Source organism: Hansschlegelia zhihuaiae (assembly GCF_004103825.1).
GTDB classification, from domain to species: Bacteria; Pseudomonadota; Alphaproteobacteria; order Rhizobiales; family Methylopilaceae; genus Methylopila; species Methylopila zhihuaiae.
In genome coordinates this window covers 17,201-34,282 of sequence record NZ_RYFI01000008.1, presented here as the reverse complement: position 1 = coordinate 34,282, position 17,082 = coordinate 17,201, and the positions used below count along the sequence as shown (strand labels likewise).

General features: G+C 69.1%; 19 protein-coding genes and 1 tRNA gene. 11 read left to right on the top strand and 9 right to left on the bottom strand.

Annotated features, from left to right (window positions below; translation table 11 throughout):
* Positions 1-100 precede the first annotated feature (100 nt).
* The 4 genes from EK403_RS09610 to EK403_RS09595 form a co-directional block, all read right to left on the bottom strand.
* The gene (locus tag EK403_RS09610) at positions 101-733 is read right to left on the bottom strand and encodes a DUF1007 family protein (RefSeq protein ID WP_342633779.1); all 633 of its coding nucleotides are present in this window, start codon (positions 731-733) and stop codon (positions 101-103) included.
* A gap of 80 nt (positions 734-813) precedes the next feature.
* Complete coding sequence (locus tag EK403_RS09605; RefSeq protein ID WP_128777278.1) at positions 814-1,515, bottom strand: DUF1045 domain-containing protein; 702 nt, start codon at positions 1,513-1,515, stop codon at positions 814-816.
* Positions 1,512-2,651: an alpha-D-ribose 1-methylphosphonate 5-triphosphate diphosphatase gene (locus tag EK403_RS09600; protein ID WP_128777277.1), complete on the bottom strand. Its 1,140-nt coding sequence runs from the start codon at positions 2,649-2,651 to the stop codon at positions 1,512-1,514. The genes EK403_RS09605 and EK403_RS09600 overlap by 4 nt, the downstream gene beginning before the upstream one ends.
* Positions 2,652-2,656: 5 nt before the next feature.
* Positions 2,657-4,252, bottom strand: a complete 1,596-nt coding sequence (locus tag EK403_RS09595) for a gamma-glutamyltransferase family protein (protein WP_128777276.1) — start codon at positions 4,250-4,252, stop codon at positions 2,657-2,659.
* Positions 4,253-4,380: 128 nt separating this feature from the next.
* Here EK403_RS09595 and EK403_RS09590 point away from each other — a divergent pair, with 128 nt between their 5' ends.
* The gene (locus EK403_RS09590; RefSeq protein WP_128777275.1) at positions 4,381-4,629 is read left to right on the top strand and encodes a hypothetical protein; all 249 of its coding nucleotides are present in this window, start codon (positions 4,381-4,383) and stop codon (positions 4,627-4,629) included.
* Here EK403_RS09590 and EK403_RS09585 read toward each other — a convergent pair.
* Complete coding sequence (locus EK403_RS09585) at positions 4,626-4,877, bottom strand: hypothetical protein (protein WP_128777274.1); 252 nt, start codon at positions 4,875-4,877, stop codon at positions 4,626-4,628. The two genes, EK403_RS09590 and EK403_RS09585, sit on opposite strands and share 4 nt — an antisense overlap.
* A gap of 413 nt (positions 4,878-5,290) precedes the next feature.
* Between EK403_RS09585 and EK403_RS09580 the strand changes: the two genes are divergently transcribed.
* From EK403_RS09580 to EK403_RS09555, 6 genes are all read left to right on the top strand, one after another.
* Positions 5,291-6,040 (top strand): metal ABC transporter ATP-binding protein, encoded by a 750-nt coding sequence (locus EK403_RS09580; protein WP_128777273.1) that lies wholly within the window; start codon positions 5,291-5,293, stop codon positions 6,038-6,040.
* Positions 6,041-6,298: 258 nt separating this feature from the next.
* On the top strand, positions 6,299-7,126 hold the full coding sequence (locus EK403_RS09575) for a metal ABC transporter permease (RefSeq protein WP_128777425.1): 828 nt from the start codon (positions 6,299-6,301) through the stop codon (positions 7,124-7,126).
* Positions 7,127-7,152: 26 nt separating this feature from the next.
* On the top strand, positions 7,153-8,079 hold the full coding sequence (locus tag EK403_RS09570) for a metal ABC transporter substrate-binding protein (protein ID WP_128777272.1): 927 nt from the start codon (positions 7,153-7,155) through the stop codon (positions 8,077-8,079).
* Positions 8,080-8,162: 83 nt separating this feature from the next.
* The gene (locus tag EK403_RS09565) at positions 8,163-9,050 is read left to right on the top strand and encodes an HpcH/HpaI aldolase/citrate lyase family protein (protein ID WP_128777271.1); all 888 of its coding nucleotides are present in this window, start codon (positions 8,163-8,165) and stop codon (positions 9,048-9,050) included.
* Between the two features lie 139 nt (positions 9,051-9,189).
* On the top strand, positions 9,190-10,284 hold the full coding sequence (locus EK403_RS09560; RefSeq protein ID WP_128777270.1) for a phosphotransferase: 1,095 nt from the start codon (positions 9,190-9,192) through the stop codon (positions 10,282-10,284).
* Positions 10,285-10,444: 160 nt separating this feature from the next.
* Entirely contained in the window at positions 10,445-11,728 is a 1,284-nt protein-coding gene (locus tag EK403_RS09555) for a hypothetical protein (protein WP_164919562.1), read from the top strand.
* 202 nt (positions 11,729-11,930) lie between these two features.
* Here the strand turns inward: EK403_RS09555 and EK403_RS09550 are convergent.
* The 3 genes from EK403_RS09550 to cpdR all read right to left on the bottom strand — a co-directional run bounded on the left by EK403_RS09550 (position 11,931) and on the right by cpdR (position 12,677).
* Positions 11,931-12,005: transfer RNA gene (locus EK403_RS09550), tRNA-Val, on the bottom strand.
* Between the two features lie 101 nt (positions 12,006-12,106).
* Positions 12,107-12,292: a hypothetical protein gene (locus tag EK403_RS09545; protein ID WP_128777268.1), complete on the bottom strand. Its 186-nt coding sequence runs from the start codon at positions 12,290-12,292 to the stop codon at positions 12,107-12,109.
* A gap of 16 nt (positions 12,293-12,308) precedes the next feature.
* Positions 12,309-12,677, bottom strand: coding sequence for a cell cycle two-component system response regulator CpdR (gene cpdR, locus EK403_RS09540; RefSeq protein ID WP_020177486.1), 369 nt, complete (start codon positions 12,675-12,677; stop codon positions 12,309-12,311).
* A 126-nt stretch (positions 12,678-12,803) separates the two neighbouring features.
* Between cpdR and EK403_RS09535 the strand changes: the two genes are divergently transcribed.
* The 3 genes from EK403_RS09535 to EK403_RS09525 all read left to right on the top strand — a co-directional run bounded on the left by EK403_RS09535 (position 12,804) and on the right by EK403_RS09525 (position 15,363).
* Positions 12,804-13,739: an N-formylglutamate amidohydrolase gene (locus EK403_RS09535; RefSeq protein WP_128777267.1), complete on the top strand. Its 936-nt coding sequence runs from the start codon at positions 12,804-12,806 to the stop codon at positions 13,737-13,739.
* A 378-nt stretch (positions 13,740-14,117) separates the two neighbouring features.
* Entirely contained in the window at positions 14,118-14,903 is a 786-nt protein-coding gene (gene hisN, locus EK403_RS09530; protein ID WP_128777266.1) for a histidinol-phosphatase, read from the top strand.
* 37 nt (positions 14,904-14,940) lie between these two features.
* Complete coding sequence (locus EK403_RS09525) at positions 14,941-15,363, top strand: DUF805 domain-containing protein (protein WP_128777265.1); 423 nt, start codon at positions 14,941-14,943, stop codon at positions 15,361-15,363.
* 4 nt (positions 15,364-15,367) lie between these two features.
* Here EK403_RS09525 and EK403_RS09520 read toward each other — a convergent pair whose 3' ends face one another.
* Positions 15,368-16,480 (bottom strand): alpha/beta fold hydrolase, encoded by a 1,113-nt coding sequence (locus EK403_RS09520; protein ID WP_128777264.1) that lies wholly within the window; start codon positions 16,478-16,480, stop codon positions 15,368-15,370.
* A 113-nt stretch (positions 16,481-16,593) separates the two neighbouring features.
* Here EK403_RS09520 and EK403_RS09515 point away from each other — a divergent pair, with 113 nt between their 5' ends.
* Positions 16,594-17,067, top strand: coding sequence for an Hsp20 family protein (locus EK403_RS09515; RefSeq protein ID WP_128777263.1), 474 nt, complete (start codon positions 16,594-16,596; stop codon positions 17,065-17,067).
* The last annotated feature ends 15 nt before the right edge of the window (positions 17,068-17,082 follow it).

The window sequence follows — 17,082 nt, the reverse complement described above, 5'->3', positions numbered from 1 at the left end:
TCCCCCCCCGACCCGTCGCTTCGCGCCGGGCCACCCTCCCCTTTGCAAGGGGAGGGATGGGCGCGCGGCTCCGAACGGCCCAAATACTTAGGCGTCCCGCTCACTTGCAGGCGACGAGCAAGGTGTTGGAGAACTGCTCGCCGAAATTGGCGCCGGGCGACAGGCCAGTGAAGAAGCTCTCGGAAAGCCGCTTCTGCTGGCCGGCGTCGGGCTCCGGCGGGCGTTCGAGATCGACATGGCAGCCGTTCGGCGCCGAGACCAGCTTCGCCGGGCTCTCCTTGGCGAACTCGAATGCGACGAAATAGGTCGGATCGTAGACCTCGACCTTGAAGGGCTCTCCCGTCTGCGCCGCCCCGTCCTTCACCGGCAAAGTGAAGTGCAGCACGAGCCGGCTGTCGGGCAGCCGGTCGAGCCAGTAGTCCTTGGGCTTGTCGAAGCTCACCCGCTTGTCGCCGACCTTGCCGAAGGTGAAGAACTTGAACTCGTCGAGCGAGGTGACGTTGACCTCGGCGAGCGGCGCGAGCTCCTCGCGCGTGAACTTGCCGTCGCCGTTGACGTCGAGGCCCTGGACGGCCATCGACGAGAACATGTCGTCGAACGTCCAGGCATGGCGCACCGCGGTCATGCGGCCGTCCGGTCCGTAGACGAGCTCGCTGCGGGCCGTCACCCAGACATGCGGATGGGCGTCCGCGGCCGAGCAAAGCGCGAGGCTTGCGACGAGGGAAGCGGTCAAACGCTTCGCGATCATTCAAATCACCCCGAGTCGGTCGCTCCGCGCTTGTCCCGCCGCAGTGCGGCCGAAACGGGGCGGCCTCACGCGAGGCTGAACACGAAGCGGTCGACGATCCGGAACCCCTGCGCCGCGTCCTCCTCGACATAGAGCGTCACGGCGTCGACCTGCGTGCGCGCCTGGCCGACATGGTCGGCGTAAAGCGCCGAAAGCCCCTGGACGATCGGCGGGGCGAGCCCTGGCGCCAGGCTGCCGGTCAGCGTCATATGGAAATGAAAATCTTCGAACACGTAAGGGTAACCCCAGCGCTCGAGCGCGACGCGCTGGCGCCCCGTGAGCGGCGCTTCGAGCCTACGCGCCAGTTCCTCGGGCGGCGGCGGCGCGCGGAACGGCTCGAAGGCCTCGACGCAGGCGGCGGCCAGATCGTCGAGCGGTTCGGAGGATTCATCCGGCTGCAGCGCGACGAAGCTCTCGATCTCGCCGACCGAAAGCGTCGGCAACCCGAAGCCGCGGCGCTTCCGCGCGAAGGCGTGGCCGGCTTCGATCAGGTCGTCCTCGCTCGCGCCTTCCGCGAGCCGGAACGGCGCCTTAAGCGTCGCGTGGAAACCGTAACGCCGCGGCTGCTCGGTGATCCGCGCCCAGTCGACGGGCGACACGCCGTCGGGCGCGAGCGGGGCGCGCGGCTCGCCGGTCGCGGCATCGTAGCCCAGCACCGCGCAGCCGAAGGTCCAGAGCGGACTCTCCGGGGCCGGCGCGTAATAGATCGCGTAGCGCGGCGCGCTCACATCACGCTCCGTCCGGCGACCGTGACGGATCGCACCACCGGCGTCTCGCCATGCATCCGCACGCGGATGAGGTCGGCGCGCAGGCCCGGCGCAAGCCGGCCCCGGTCGTTGAGCCCGAGCGTCTCGGCCGGCTTCGAGGTCGCGAGCGCGAAGGCCTCGTGGAGCGGCAGTCCCGGCTCGCGCGTCAGCCGCTCGACCGCCTGGAGCAGACTCGCAGGGACGTAGTCGGAGGACAGCGCGTCGAGCGCGCCTTCGCGGGCGAGTTCCTCGGCCGAGACGCCGCCGGAATGCGAGCCCCCGCGGACAATGTTTGGCGCCCCTCCGACCGTCGCCAGCCCCGCGGCATGCGCGCCGCGCGCCGCCTCCAACGTCGTCGGGAACTCGGAGATCGCGCAGCCTGCAGCGACGGCCGCGGCGACATGCGCCTCGGTCGTGTCGTCATGGCTCGCGACCGCGATCCCCTGTTCGCGGAACAGCGCGACGGCCCGCGGCCAGTTCGCGGCGGCGGCCTTGGCGCCGTCCGTCATGCGGCGCTCGATCAGCGCATCGGCGTCCGCGGCCGCGAGCCCCTCGCGGATCATGAAGCGCTTGAGCACGGCGAGGTCACGCCACTGCCGCTGACCCGGCGTGTGGTCCATCAGCGAGGCGAGCGCGACCAGCGGCCGGCCGGCGAAGGGCGACAGGTGCTCGATCAGCTCCGGATCGGTCAGTTCGCAGCGCAGATGAAGCCGGTGGTCGGCCCGGAACAGGCCCTGGGCGACGCCGGTCTCGATTGCCTCGACCATCTTCGGCAGGAGCCCGCGCCGCGCGTCGTTCTCGACCTCGTAGCCGCCGACGAAGACCGCGTCATGAACCGTCGTGATCCCGGCCGCCGCCATCTGCGCGTCGTGGGCGATCGCGGCCGCGAGCGCGTTCGGCCAGAGCACGCCTGCGCGGGGCACGAAATGCTTCTCGAGATTGTCGGTGTGGAGCTCGATCAGGCCGGGCGCGAGCAGGTCGCCCTCCAGATCCAAAGCGCCCGGCGCGGACGACCGTCCCTCGGCGACCTCGCGGATCACGCCGTCCTGATGGACAAGCGTGCCGGCGATCACGCCGTCCTCGAGGACGAGGCGGGCGTTCGTGAGAATCGTTTCCATGATGCTCAAACGCCCAAGGCGCCGCCATCGGCGCGCGGGTCGTGGCCGCCCTCGATGCGCCCGTCCGCGTGGCGGACGATCATGCCCGCATGTCCGGCCTCGTCGCTGAAGGCCTCGTCGAAGGGCGCGACCTCGTGGCCCATGCGCGCCAGCCGGTCGATCTCCTCGCCGTCGAAGCGGGGCTCGTATTTGAGCGAGGTCTCCTCCTCGCCCCAGGAGCGGCCGAGCCGGACGCGCGGCGCGGCGAGCGTCTGCTCGATCGAACGTCCGAGCCAGGCGTGGCGGGCGAAGATCTGCGCCTGGGTCTGCGGCTGCCCTTCGCCGCCCATGGTCCCGTAGACCATCGTGCGGCCGTCGTCGAAGACCGCGAGCGGCGGGTTGAGCGTGTGGAAGGGTTGGCGGCCGGGCGCGAGCGCGTTCGGGTGCTCGGGGTCGAGCGAGAAGGCCGCGCCGCGGTTCTGCATCAGCACGCCGGTCGCGGGCAGCACGCAAGCAGAGCCATATTCCCAGTAGATGCTCTGGATGTAGCTGACCGCCCTGCCCTCGCCGTCGATCGCGCCCATCCAGATGGTGTCGCCCTCGACGCTTCGCGCCTCCGGATAGGGGGCCGCGCGGGCAAGATCGATCGCGTCCAGTTCGGCCTCGATCGCCTGCGGAGTGAGGAAGTCCAGCGGGTCGCCCGGCACGCGGTCGAAATCGACGCACATCCGGTCGCGGACGCGGAAGGCCCGCTTGGTCGCCTCCGCGCAGGCATGCACGAAGGCCGCGCCCTCGTCCGAGCGCAGCCCGAGCCGCTCCAGCAGGCCGAGGATCACCAGCGAGCAGAGGCCCTGGGTCGGCGGCTGGGAATTGTAGACGGTCGCGTCCTTGAGGCGGATCTCAAGCGGCGGCCTCAGCCGCGCGCGGCGCGCCGAAAGATCCTCGCGGGAGACGGGGGCGCCGATGCGGTCGAGGTCGGCGGCGATCTCGCGCCCGACGTCGCCGTCGAAGAAGTCGCGAAAGCCCGCGCGCGACAGATGCTCGAGCGTGTCGGCGAGCCTCGCCTGGACAAGCGTCTCGCCCGCCTCGAGCATCCGCCCCTCGCGCATGAAGGTCTCGGCGAAGCCAGGGGCCCGGACGGCGTCGTCATAGGATTTCGGCAGGGTGCGGCCCTGGCAGGGCGACACCGCGAAGCCTTCGCGGGCGAAGCGCACGGCGTCCGACAGCAGCACCTGCGGCGGCAGCCGCCCTCCCCCCGCCTTCGCCAGCTCGAGCGCGACCCGCCAGCCGTCGACGGCGCAGGGCGCCGACAGCGCGGAGAGCGCTCCGCGCGCGGGAATCGCGTCATGGCCGCGGTCTCGGTAGAACGCGATGGTGGCGCGCGAGCCGGCGACGCAGCAGGCCTCGATGTAGCGGACCTCGCCGGACGGCTCGCGGACGAGCCAGAACCCGTCGCCGCCGATCGAGTTCATGTGCGGATAGACGACCGCAATCGTCGCGGCCATGCCCACCATGGCCTCGAGCGCGTTGCCGCCCTCGGCCAGGATGGCCCGCCCTGTCTCGGCGGCGGCCGCGTGCGGCGCGGAGGCGACGCCACGCGTCGATACGGCGGTTTCGGACATCAGTCCCCCGGCAGGTCGAAGCAGGCGGCAAGGGGTTACAGGGGCCGTCCCGCCGGGGCAAGCCGGCATGGCTCGACGCATCGTTCAGCCGTGCTAAAAGGGCGGCGCATTCGCCTGGGAGTTTCTTCGTGACCGACGCGCCCGCCCCGACCGTCCAGAGCCCGCTCGCCAGGACCGTCACGCTGGTCTCAGCCACCATCCTGATCGCGGCCCAGACCATCACGGCCGCGGTCGCCGGCGGCTGGGCGATCGCGGGCTTCCTCGGCCTCGGCGACTACGTGGCCTATGGGCTCGAGGCGGTCGGCCTCGCGCTCGGCCTCTGGGCGGTCGTGGCCTTCGTGCGGGTCGCCCGAAAGAACGATCCGAGCCGCGGCTAGAGCATGAGGGGCGCGGCGCTCCATATCGCCGCGCTCGACACCAGCAAGAACCCGAGCAGATCGCCGAGCAGCACCGCGCGCCACGCCTTGGCGCGCTCCGCGGGATCCGGCGAGCCGGCCGCGGACGGCTCGGGATCGGCGTCGCGCCGTGCGGTCCGGCGTTCGCCGCGCCGTTCCGCCGTTCGCGGCCCGCGGTCGTCATAAAGCGACATGGCCGCGCTATCGATCGTCTGTCGCCGTTCCGTCATCACCGGGCCTCCTCGCTCGTGCTGGCGGGCGATGGTCTATGGGCCGCCTGTTCCACAGGCCCGCTTGTGTTTCGGGCCTCGGGCGCGTCCTGTCTTCGCCCGAACGGAGGACGTTCGGGCGCGCGTCCGGCCGACAGTCCCGCTTGGCGGTCGCGCGCCTTCGCCGCAGCGGCGCCGGCTTGTGCGCCGGTTTTGTTACATTATAACGTTCGAGACAGACCCTGCGGGCCGAACGCGATGAACCACACCTCCGCGCGCCATCCTCATGGCCATCACGACCATCCGGCGCACGACCACGCTCGCCATCGCCATGGCGGCGGCCCCTCCTTGCTGCGGGCTTCGGCAGCGTCCCGCCTAGCGCTCGCCGCTGGCGTGCTCGCCGCGATCTGGGGCGGCGTCTTGTGGGCGCTGTCATGAGCGCGGCGCCGGCCATCCGCCTCGACGACGTGACGCTCGGCTACGACCGTCACCCGGCGGTCCATCATCTCTCCGGCGAGATCGCCCCCGGCGCGCTGCTCGCGGTGGTCGGTCCGAACGGCGCCGGCAAGTCGACGCTGCTGAAGGGCCTCGTCGGGACGCTCGCGCCGCTCGGCGGACGGATCGACCGCGGCGCGCTGCGACTCCGCGACATCGCCTATCTCCCGCAGGCCTCCGCGCTCGACCGGAGCTTTCCGATCGACGTCTTCGACCTCGTCGCGACCGGGCTCTGGAGCCGCGCCGGCCTGTTCGGCGGCGTCGGCCGCGCGGGCCGGGAACGCGCCGCGGAGGCGATCGCCGGCGTCGGGCTCGCGGGTTTCGAAGGTCGCCCGATCGCGACCCTTTCGGGCGGCCAGCTGCAGCGCGCTCTATTCGCGCGGCTCGCGCTGCAGGACGCGCCCGTGATCCTGCTCGACGAACCTTTCGCGGCGATCGACGCCCGGACAGTCTCCGACCTGCTCGAGCTCATCGGCCGCTGGCGCGCCGAGCGCCGCACCGTGGTCGCGGTGCTGCACGACCTCGAATTGGTGCGCCGCTCCTTCCCCGAGACGCTGCTGCTCGCGCGCCGCAAGGTCGCCTGGGGTCCGACCTCGGAGGCGCTCAGGCCCGAGCGCCTGCTGGAGGCGCGCGGCATGCAGGAGGCGTTCGACGACCACGCCCCCCTCTGCGCGACCCACGCGGCGTGATGAGGCCGGTCGGGGAATTGGACTGCGTCCTTCGGGACGGCGCTTCGCGCCTCCTCAGGATGAGGAAGGTTTGAGGATGCCGGACCTGATCTGTCGCCACAGCGAGAAATCGTCCCGGAGCCAAAGCGCGGTCCTTCCTCATGCTGAGGAGCGCGCCGAAGGCGCGCGTCTCGAAGCACGCAGGACGGTCCTGCAATCCGGACGTCTTTCGTGACCCTCTACGACGCCATCCTCGGCCCATTCGTCGAGTTCGACTTCATGCGGCGCGCGCTGATCGGCTCGCTGGCGCTCTCGCTCGGGGCCGCTCCCGTCGGGGTCTTCCTGATGCTGCGGCGCATGAGCCTTGCGGGCGACGCGATGGCGCACGCGATCCTGCCCGGCGCGGCCGCGGGCTTCCTGGTCGCGGGTTTGTCGCTGCCCGCCATGACGATCGGAGGGCTGATCGCAGGCGTCGCGGTCGCGGTCGCGGCCGGGCTCGTGACGCGCGCGACCGCGCTCAAGGAGGACGCGGCGCTCGCGGCCTTCTATTTGCTGTCGCTCGCGCTCGGCGTCACGCTGGTCTCGCTCAAGGGCTCGAACGTCGACCTGCTGCACGTGCTGTTCGGCTCGGTGCTCGCGCTCGACGACGACGCGCTCTATCTGCTCGCCGGCGTTTCGAGTCTCACCCTCGTGACGCTCGCCGCGCTCTACCGGCCGCTGGTGCTCGAATGCGTCGATCCGGGCTTCCTCGGCTCGGTCAGCCGGGCCGGCGGCCCAGTCCATCTCGTCTTCCTGGGGCTCGTGGTGCTGAACCTCGTGGCGGGTTTCCAGGCGCTCGGCACGCTGCTCTCGGTCGGCGTGATGATGCTGCCGGCCGCGAGCGCCGCCTTCTGGTCGCGCCGGCTCGAGGGCATGTTCGCCGCCGCGGTCGCGGTCGGCATGATCTCGAGCATCGCCGGCCTGCTCGGCTCCTACCACTCCGGCGTGCCGACCGGCCCCGCCATCATTCTGGCGGCCGGAATCCTCTATCTCGGTTCGATCGCCTTCGGGCCGGCGGGAGGCCTCGTCTGGCGTCTCGTCCCGGCCCGCAGGCACCGGACCGCGTGAAGCGTACGCATGAAAGGACTTCGCCCATGACACTCCGGCACGCAGTCGCCGCCCTCGCTCTGACGGCCTTCGCCGCCTCCCCCGCCTCGGCCGAGCCCCTCAAGGTGGCGGCGAGCTTCTCGATCCTCGGCGATCTGGTCGCCCAGGTCGGCGGCGATCGGGTGAAGGTCGAGACGCTGGTGGGTCCCGACGGCGACGCCCATGTGTTCTCGCCCTCCCCCGCCGACGCGAAGAAGATCGCCGAAGCCAAGGTGGTGTTCGAGAACGGCCTCGCGCTCGAAGGCTGGATGTCGCGGCTGGTGAAGTCCGCGGGCTCCAGGGCGCCCGTGATCGTCGCGGCGAACGGCGTGAAAGCGCGGGAAATGAAGGAGGATGCCGGGCACGGCCATGGCGGGCGCGACGACGACGAAGGCGGTCACGCCCACCCGATCGATCCGCACGCCTGGCAGTCCGTGCCGAATGTGAAGGTCTATGTCGCGAACATCCAGGACGCGCTCGTCGCCGCGGATCCGGAAGGCAAGGCCGACTACGAGGCGAACGCCGCCGCCTATGCGGCGAAGCTCGACGCGCTCGACGCCGAGATCCGGGCCGCCTGGGCCAAGGTGCCGGCCGAGCGGCGGCGGATCATCACCTCGCACGACGCCTTCGGCTATTACGCGGACGCCTACGGGCTCCAGATCGTCGCGCCGCAGGGCGTCTCGACCGAGGCGGAGGCCTCGGCCAAGGACGTCGCCCGGATCATCCGGCAGGTGAAGGCTGAGCGGATTCCAGCCGTCTTCATCGAGAACGTCACGGACAAGCGCCTCGTCCAGCGAATCGCCAAGGAGACCGGCGCCAAGATCGGCGGCGCGCTCTATTCCGACGCGCTTTCGGGCAAGGGCGGCCCGGCCGCGACCTATCTCGACATGATGCGCTCCAACCTCCGCGAACTCACGAGCGCGCTGCAGAGCTAATCGCCCGGATGCCTGTTGCGCCGCAGCGGGCGTTGTCTGCTAGAAGCCTCCCGTCCGAAGTTTCAGCGCTCGGGAGCCTCGCCATGGCCGACCTCCGCCTCCGCCGCAGCGTCCTCTATATGCCGGGATCGAACCAACGGGCGCTCGACAAGGCCAAGACGCTTCCCGCCGACAGCCTCATCCTCGACCTTGAGGACGCGGTCGCGCCAGAAGCCAAGGACCTCGCCCGCGAGCAGGTGTGCGCCGCCGTGAAGGGCGGCGGCTATGGCGACCGCGAGATCGTGATCCGCGTCAACGCCCCCCAGACGCCCTGGGGCGAGGAGGATCTGAAGGCCGCGATCGAGGCGCGGCCGGACGCGATCCTGATGCCCAAGGTGTCGTCGACCGCGGTGCTGGAGGCGATCGCCAATCGCCTCGAGGCGCTCGACGCGCCCGAGGACATCGACGTCTGGGCGATGATCGAGACGCCGGCCGCGATCCTCAACATCCAGCACATCGCCAAGGCCGGCAGCACTGTGCCGGGCTGCCGGCTCACCTGTTTCGTGCTCGGCACCAATGACCTCGCCAAGGACACCTGGGCGCAGCTCGTGAAGGGCCGCGCGCCGATGATGCCGTGGATCATGTTCGCGCTGGCGGCCGCGCGCGCGAACGGCCTCACCATCCTCGACGGCGTGTTCAACGACATCGAGGACGTCGAGGGCTGCCGCGAGGAATGCCGCCAGTCGCGCGACCTCGGCTTCGACGGTAAGACCCTCATCCATCCGAGCCAGATCGAGCCGGCCAACACCTGCTTCGCGCCGAGCGGCGAGGAGGTCGCGCGCGCCCGCAAGGTGATCGAGGCCTTCGACCTGCCCGAGAACGCCAAGCGCGGCGCGATCAAGGTCGACGGCCGCATGTATGAGCGCCAGCACATCGGCATGGCGCGCCGCGCCGTCTCCTGGCACGAGGCGATCGCCGCCAAGGGGACGTGACCGTGTAGGGCGCGGCCCCGAGCGCCCGCGAAGGCTTCTTATTATTATCAAGCAACTATAACCGTGCGCGGCGGCGCGATCCGGTATCGTGGCCCCACCCGGCCACTGGGGCAGTCGGTCGGAGAGGGTTCCGACCGACTTGCCTGGCATCCATGCATTCCTGCGGAACGCGACGCTGCGCTGGCGCGGCGCGCAGCCCGGACCGTCCCTCGATCGCCGACCGCGCCTCGTCGCGGATGCGGATCGGAGCGAAGCCGCCCTCGAGCTCGGGCGCATCGCCGACCGGCTTCGCGGCGAACCCGAGATCAAGCGGGGCGTCGAATCCCTGGTCGCCGCTTCGATCGGCGCGCCGGTCAAGCATCTCCGGAGCGAGCTCGTTCCTTCGCCGCGGACGGACATCAACGGCTACGTGGCCGCGAGTCGCGTCCACACCCGGCATCTGCTGGAGGTCCGCCGCCAGATCGCGGGCCGCTGGAGCCGCGCCATGTCGGGCAACCGGCTGTGGGTCTTCGTAAAGACCGGGAGAGGCCTGACGCCTGCGCCGCCTGGGCTCAACGACGTCGCCAGCGAAGATTTTTGCGCGCCGTTCTGCTTCGGCTCCTTCGCCGCGCAAGACCTCGCCGTCGAGGTGTCGGAACATGTCGGCGGAGAGCGGATCCCGTTTCGGAACCTCTCGCCGGATCTTCGGACCCGCCTGGTGCGCGCCGTCGCAGGCGTTAACGCCGTGCGCTCGGTCGACGTCCCGAATCGCACGCGCTGGATCGGCGTGTCGCCGGACTGGCTCGAGGAACGGTGCGCAGAGAACGGGCGCAAGTCGCCCGAGGCATGGCGCTCGGTCCGTCAGCGGCTCGCTCGCGTCGACCAGGCTCGCGACGATATCAAAGCGTCGATCCGCGGCGGCCGGCTGAGGCTGTTCACCCATAATGACGTCAGCCCCGGCAATGTGGCGTTCGCTCCCGACGATCGGGTCTATGTGCTCGACTGGGAGAAGGCGACCCGCAGCCTGCCGGGCGCCGACCTTCGCTTCCTGCTCGAGCTCAAGAACAAGGACGCGCTGCTCGACGCCTATCTGGTCCGGATGTCCGAGCTCGGCGTCGCGCTCGACCGGAGCCGCGTCGCCCGCGCGATCGACGTGACCGAGGGGTTTCGCCGGGTTCGCGCGGGCTGCGCCAACGGCAATCTAAAAACCGTCGAGGCCGGGCTCGGCCTGCTGGAAACGCATCTTCCCCGATAAGAGCGGCCCGGCCTTGCCGGCGCTTGGCATCCCGGCGCGGGCCGGAGGCTCAGAGACACGAACGCGTCTCTGAGCGCCCCTGCGATCGACGCGCCGAAAGGTCGCCCCTAACCGAGGCCTTCAACGTTCCAATAAGCTGGGAAAAGTTCCAGAGTGAAACATGGAAGTAGTTCCCGTTATTATTATAATATATCTGTTATTTATACTTTATGATTACTTTACGAGATCAAATTGCCGTGCGCTGATTTCAATGCAGGGCAAGTCGACCCTGACGCCATGGCGCAGAATAATAAGCGCGACCTGTGAATGGCGCATCAATGATTTATGGGAGAAAGAAATGGCCAGATCTGGCGTCAAGGGCGCCCTGCTCGTCCTCGCGGTAGTGTTATGTAGCGGGACCGCGCATGCCGAGCGCTATCGCTACACCGCCATCAATGTTCCAGGGAGCGTGGACACCAAAGCCATGTTCGTGAACGCGGCGCGCCAGGTCGCCGGTTCCTATACCGACTCGGATGGGAAAGTGCGGACATTCCGCTATGCGGACGGAACGACCCGGAAGTACTATGCGCCACGCCCAAACCGGAACGAAAACATCGTGCCGACCGCCATTGGCCCGACGGGGTTGGTGGTGGGGACTTACACCGCGGACGGAAACTTACTTCCGTTTATCCTGCGCCCCCTCGCCGACGGCGTGGAGGGCCTCGCTTTTCCTGACAGCGAGGGCGAGCACGACATCACGCCGACGGCGGTAAGCAACAATGAGAAAGAGGACGTCGCCGGGTACTTTACTGTATCGGACGGCACGATCCGGGCGTTCAACACCCAGGCGGGCTTCACTCAATTGACGGTCCAGATCGTGCCCGGCGCATCGGCCACCAAGACGATGGCGTTTGCCCAGGACCAGATTCACGGCTTCGAAGTGCCTGCCGGCGTCTTCGTCACCGACCAGCAGCATGGCTATCTCGCGAGCTCAACCAACACGATCGATCCGCCCGGCTCCGTCAATACGTCGCTGACTTATCTCAACAATGGCGTCAGCCCCGACTACGAGTATGGCGGCTACGCCGAGGGCAAGGGCGGGAAGCTCTTCGGATGGGTGCGCCGGGGCAAGACGTTCACCAAGTATCGCTACCCCGGCGCTGTGAACACGAAGGTCACCCGCCACCTCGGCGAGGACGTCTTCGGAGAATACACCGACAAGGCCGGCAAGACCCACGGCTTTCAGTATCGTGGTGGAAAATACTACCAGGTCCAGCCCAAATACGCGGAAGTCACCCTGACGGGCGTTTCTGAAGACGGGTCGTTCACCGGCTATTTTCTCGGAGACGACGGACGCTACCATGGCTATCTAGCGACCTGCGACGCTGGCCCCGGCCAGTGCGTCACTGGAAAGTCCGAGGCGAAGCCTGAAAGCGCGGGTCAAGAGCTGGCGGACGCCCGCTAAACAGTTTCCTCGCCAGACCAGAGTTCGAACGAGTAGCGCCCCGCCCTGCTTCGTCCGGCGGGGCGCATTTCCGCGCTCAAGGTCGCGGGATCGTTCTGCGACCGAGGTGATCCGAGAAACCAGCGCAGGAGCAAGCGACGGCTCCCCTCGCCGGAACGAAAATGGGGCCTCCGGAACACTCCGGAGACCCCATGAAGCCGAGTGGTGGGCGTGACAGGGATCGAACCTGTGACCCCTACCATGTCAAGGTAGTGCTCTCCCGCTGAGCTACACGCCCAAACCGTTCCGGACCGCCGCGGGAGGCGGGCCGTCAGAGTGCGCGGCTATATCGGATCGTCCGGGGGCTGGCAAGCGCGCCGCATGGTTCGCGACCCGCTCTCAGTCGCGGTCGCCGCGCCGCTCCCGCGCCCGCCGCCACATGTGGAAAATCCAGACCGGCGCGCAGATCGCGGCGCCGATCGCGAGGCCCTCGCCCGCTCCCTCGAAGCCCGGCCGGTCCAGCGCGCCCGACGCCCAGACGCCGAGCGCGGCTATGATCAGCGCGGGCGGAAGCCAGTCCTGCACGACGAACGCGGCCGGCTCAGGCGGCCAGCAGCTTGTCGACCTCGGTCACCAGCTCGCGCAGGTGAAACGGCTTCGACAGGATCTTGGCGTCCTTCGGGGTCTGCGAATCGGGGTTGAGCGCGACCGCCGCAAAGCCCGTGATGAACATCACCTTGATGTCGGGGTCGAGCTGGGTGGCGCGCCGCGCGAGTTCGATCCCGTCCATCTCCGGCATCACGATGTCGGTGAGCAGCAACTCGAACGGCTCCTCGCGGAGACGGTGATAGGCCGACAGGCCGTTGTCGAAGGCGACGACCGAATGGCCGGCGTTCTCGAGCGCCCGCACGAGGAAGCGGCGCATGTCATCGTCGTCTTCGGCGAGCAGGATCTTGGAGCTTGGATTCACGGACTTTCGACTCAAGGCGAAGGCGGGCGCGTCGCGGCTCGGCGCGATTCATTCCATAAGGCGGTTGTTTGGTAAACAGATCGTTTCGCCGATCGGGGAGATGGACATCCGTCGTCCAAATGGGTGATGCTTCTCTTGGACAAAAACCTTAAGAGGCGCGCAGCGGACGTGACAGCCCGCGACGATCTTGACGATCTGGAGCCGGCGTTCGAGATCGTCGAACCGGCCGTCAGGTCGTCGCCCGCGACGTTCAACTCGCCCCATTCCGGCGCACGCTATCCGGCGAGCTTCCTCGCCTCCTCGCGGCTCGACCCGCGGGCGCTGCGGCGCTCCGAAGACGCCTTCGTCGACGAACTGTTCGCCTGCGCGCCGACATTCGGCGCGCCGCTGATGCGCGCGCATTTCCCGCGCGCCTTCCTCGACGTGAACCGCGAGCCCTATGAGCTCGATCCGCGGATGTTCGAAGGCCGCCTGCCGCCCTTCGCAAACACGCGCTCGCTTAGGGTCGCGGGCGGCCTCGGCACGATCGCGCGGATCGTCGGCGAGCAGCAGGAGATCTACGGGACGCGGCTGCCGGTGGACGAGGCGCTCGACCGCATCGAGTGCATCTACAAGCCCTATCATCGGGCGCTCAGACGGCTCGTCGCTCGCGCGCATCGGACGTTTGGAGTCGCGCTGCTGATCGATTGTCATTCGATGCCGTCGGTCGGCGTTTCGCGCGACGACCGCACGCGCGCCGACGTCGTGCTGGGCGACCGCTACGGCGCGAGTTGCTCGCCCGCCATCATCGACCTCGTGGAGCAGGAGTTCCGGGCGCTTGGCTTCGAGACGGTGCGCAACCGCCCCTATGCCGGCGGTTACATCACCGAGCATTATGGCGCGCCGGCGAGCGACCTCCACGCGCTGCAGATCGAGATCAACCGCGCGCTCTATATGGATGAGCGCTCGCACCAGAAACACGCCGGATTCGAGGAACTCAGGCAGAAGCTCGCGATCGTCGCCCGGCGGGTCGCGACGGCCCCCCTCGGCACGCTCGGCGGGCTACGCGCCGCGGCCGAATAGGGCCTCGGTCGGCTAGGCCGATCGTCTCATAGGAAAAATCCTTGCAATCCGTCCCGGTTGCGGCCAATGTCCCCGCGCCTGGACGAGACCAAGAAAAAAGGGCCGTCCGCACGAGGCGAACGGCCCAAGTCTAGGGAGGAAACGCCCAAGGAGGGCAGCGACAGCACGATCGGAAGATCGCAATGCCGCGCTGCAATAAGATGCGGCCGCGCCGCACAAAAATCAAGGGCTAATCGATCTGATCGCCGGCTGCGACCGCCTGTCGCAATGTCCGGCGATTTTTTTTGGCCGGTTCGGCCGCACCGCCTGGGCCATATACACGTCGCGCGAAATGGGTCCGGCGTGGGCCAGGCCCCACCAACGACCCCGAGGCTTTTCATGACCGCCGTCGATTTCGCCGCCTTCGTGGACAGGCTCGCGACGGCCTCGGGAGAAGCAATCCTCCCGTTCTTCCGAACCTCGCTCGGCGTCGAGGACAAGGCGAAAGGCGCGGGCTTCGATCCCGTCACTGCTGCCGACAAGGCCGGCGAAAGCGTGATGCGGGCGTTGATTCGAAAGACCTTTCCGGAGCACGGCATCATTGGCGAGGAGCACGGCGACTTCGGCCTAGACGCCGAATATGTCTGGGTGCTCGATCCGATCGACGGCACCCGCTCCTTCATCACCGGTCTGCCGATCTGGGGCACGCTGATCGGCCTCACACGCCGCGGGCGGCCGTGCTTCGGCCTGATGCACCAGCCTTTCGTGGGCGAGACGTTCTCCGGCGACGGCGCCTCGGCGCGCTATCGGGGGCCGGGCGGCGAGCGGCGGCTGAGGACGCGCTCCTGCGCCCGCCTCGGCGACGCGATGCTGATGTCGACCTCGCCCAGCATGTTCGCCGAGGCCGAGCGGGCGGCGTTCGACAGGGTCGCGGCCGATGTCAGGCAGACGCGCTGGGGCGGCGACTGCTACGCCTACGCCATGCTCGCGGCAGGCCATCTCGATTTGGTGGTCGAGGCCGACCTCAAGCCGTTCGACATCGTGGCGCTGATCCCGATCGTCGAGGGCGCGGGCGGCGTGATCACCACCTGGGATGGCGGTTCGGCCGCCGACGGCGGGCGAATCGTGGCGGCCGGGGACCGGCGGCTTCACGAGGCCGCGCTCGAAAGGCTGTCGCGCCTCTGAGGCCCGCAGCCGGGCTCGCGCGTAGAGAGTGTTGACAATGCTCGGGCGGCTCGCAGGCGGCTATCTCTCCTTCAAGGGCCGGATCGGACGGAAGTCCTACTGGCTGCGCTCGGCCAGCGCCGGCTTCGTGGTCGGCCTGTTGGGGCTCTGCGCGCTCGGGCTGCGTCCGAGCTCTCCGGCGGGCTTCGTGCTCCTGTCCGCGCTTGCGATCGGGCTCGGCGCATGGATCTCGGCGTCGCTCGTGGTGCGGCGCTTCCATGACCATGGACGGAACGGCTGGGCCGGCCTCGGCGCGCTCGCAGCGGGCGCGGCGATCGGCTCGCTCGGGCAGTATCTCGGCGTCGGCCTGCCGGCCATGACGCTCGCAAGCGTCGTCGGCCTCGCGCTGTTCGTCTATCTCGGCTTCGTCCGGGGCACGAAGGGCGACAACGCCTATGGCGCCGATCCGGCGGGCGGCTGACCGGTCAGCCGAACTCGCGCGTCCCCGGCACGAAGGCGTCGAACGCCGCCCAGAACAGCTCGCGCACGTCGTCGCGCTCCATCATGATCTCGTGGCGCGAGCCCTGCACCATCAGGTGGCCGCCGCCGCGGATGCGGGCCGCGAAGCGGTCGCTGGCGCGCGGGTCGACGATGCGGTCACGCGCGGCGGACAGCACGAGCGTCGGGACGCGAAAGGATTCCGGCACGCCCGGCAGGGCGGTCGCGGTCATGGCGCGGAAGGCGGCGTGCACCCAGCCGATGGTCGGCGAGCCGAGCGCAAGATCAGGCGCCTGGGCGATCAGCGCCCGGGACTGCGCGTAGCGGGCGGCATCCGACGTCACGGGGTTCACCTCGAAGGGCCTCAGCGCCATGACGCGGTTGGTGCCGCTCGGGATGTAGGCGCCGGAAAAACCGAGCCGCCCGAGCCCCGTGGCGAGGCCGCGCGCGAAGAACTCGACGCGATCGAGCGGCAGGCCGACCATCGGCGCGACCAGCACGATCCGCTCGAACCATTGCGGCTGGCGGAGCGCGAGCGACACCAGCACCGGCGCCGACATCGAATGGGACAGCGCATAGAAAGGCGGCGGGCAGCTCGCGAAGGCCACCTGGCGCATCATCGCCTCGGCGTCGGCGCGGTAATCGTCGAAATCCTCGACATGGCTCTTCAGCGGGTTGCGGGTGAGCCGCGCGGAGCCGCCCTGCCCGCGGAAGTCGAAGGCCGCGACCGCGAAGCCGCGCTTCAGCAGGTCGCCCGCGACTTCGCCATATTTCTCGATGAACTCCGCGCGGCCCTGGAACACGCAGACCGTGCCGCGCGCAGCGCCCTCCGGCCGCCAGAAGGCGCAGCGCAGATGGACGCCGTCCGGCGTCACGATCGTGCGCGTCCTCGCGCCGTCCGGCAGCGGGACGCCGGAGGCGGCGACGAGACCCTCGCGCGCCGGGCGGAAGGTGCGGGTCGGCGCCGGATCCGCCTCGGGCTTGCGCATGACGAGATCGACCAGCCGGCGCGCCCGTTCCGAGGCGGCGGCGAGGCGCTGCTCCGTGGCCGCCCGCGCGTTCGGCCCTGTCCGCGCGACGAGGCTCTTGAACGGCGCCATCGCCCTCACCATCTCTTCTTCGTCGCAGGCCAAACGGCTGCGATCATTGACGAAAACGGCCCGGCCAGACCGGCGGGCCGGCACAGTGTCGCTTCGCTCAGGAGGATACCAGAATGCGCAGCTACGATCTCACCCCGCTTTACCGCTCGACCGTCGGCTTCGACCGGCTGTTTTCGCTGCTCGACAATGTCGCGGGCGGCGCGGAGACGTCTCCCGGCTACCCGCCCTACAACATCGAGCGGGTCGGCGAGAACGAATACCGCATCACCGTGGCGGTGGCGGGCTTCGGCGAGAACGACCTGAACATCGAGGTCAAGGAAGGCTCTCTCACCGTTCGCGGCGAAAAGCTCGCCGACGAGAAGAAGGGCGAGGTGCTCCATCAGGGCATCGCCGCGCGCGCCTTCGAGCGCCGCTTCCAGCTCGCCGATCACGTGCAGGTGACCGGCGCGAGCCTCGAGAACGGCCTGCTCCATATCGAGCTCGTCCGCGAGGTCCCGGAGGCCAAGAAGCCCCGCACGATTCCGATCGGCGCGCCCAAGGTCGCGACGATCGAGACCAGGGCGGTCGAGGACAAGCAGGCGGCCTGATCCGTCTCTCGTCCC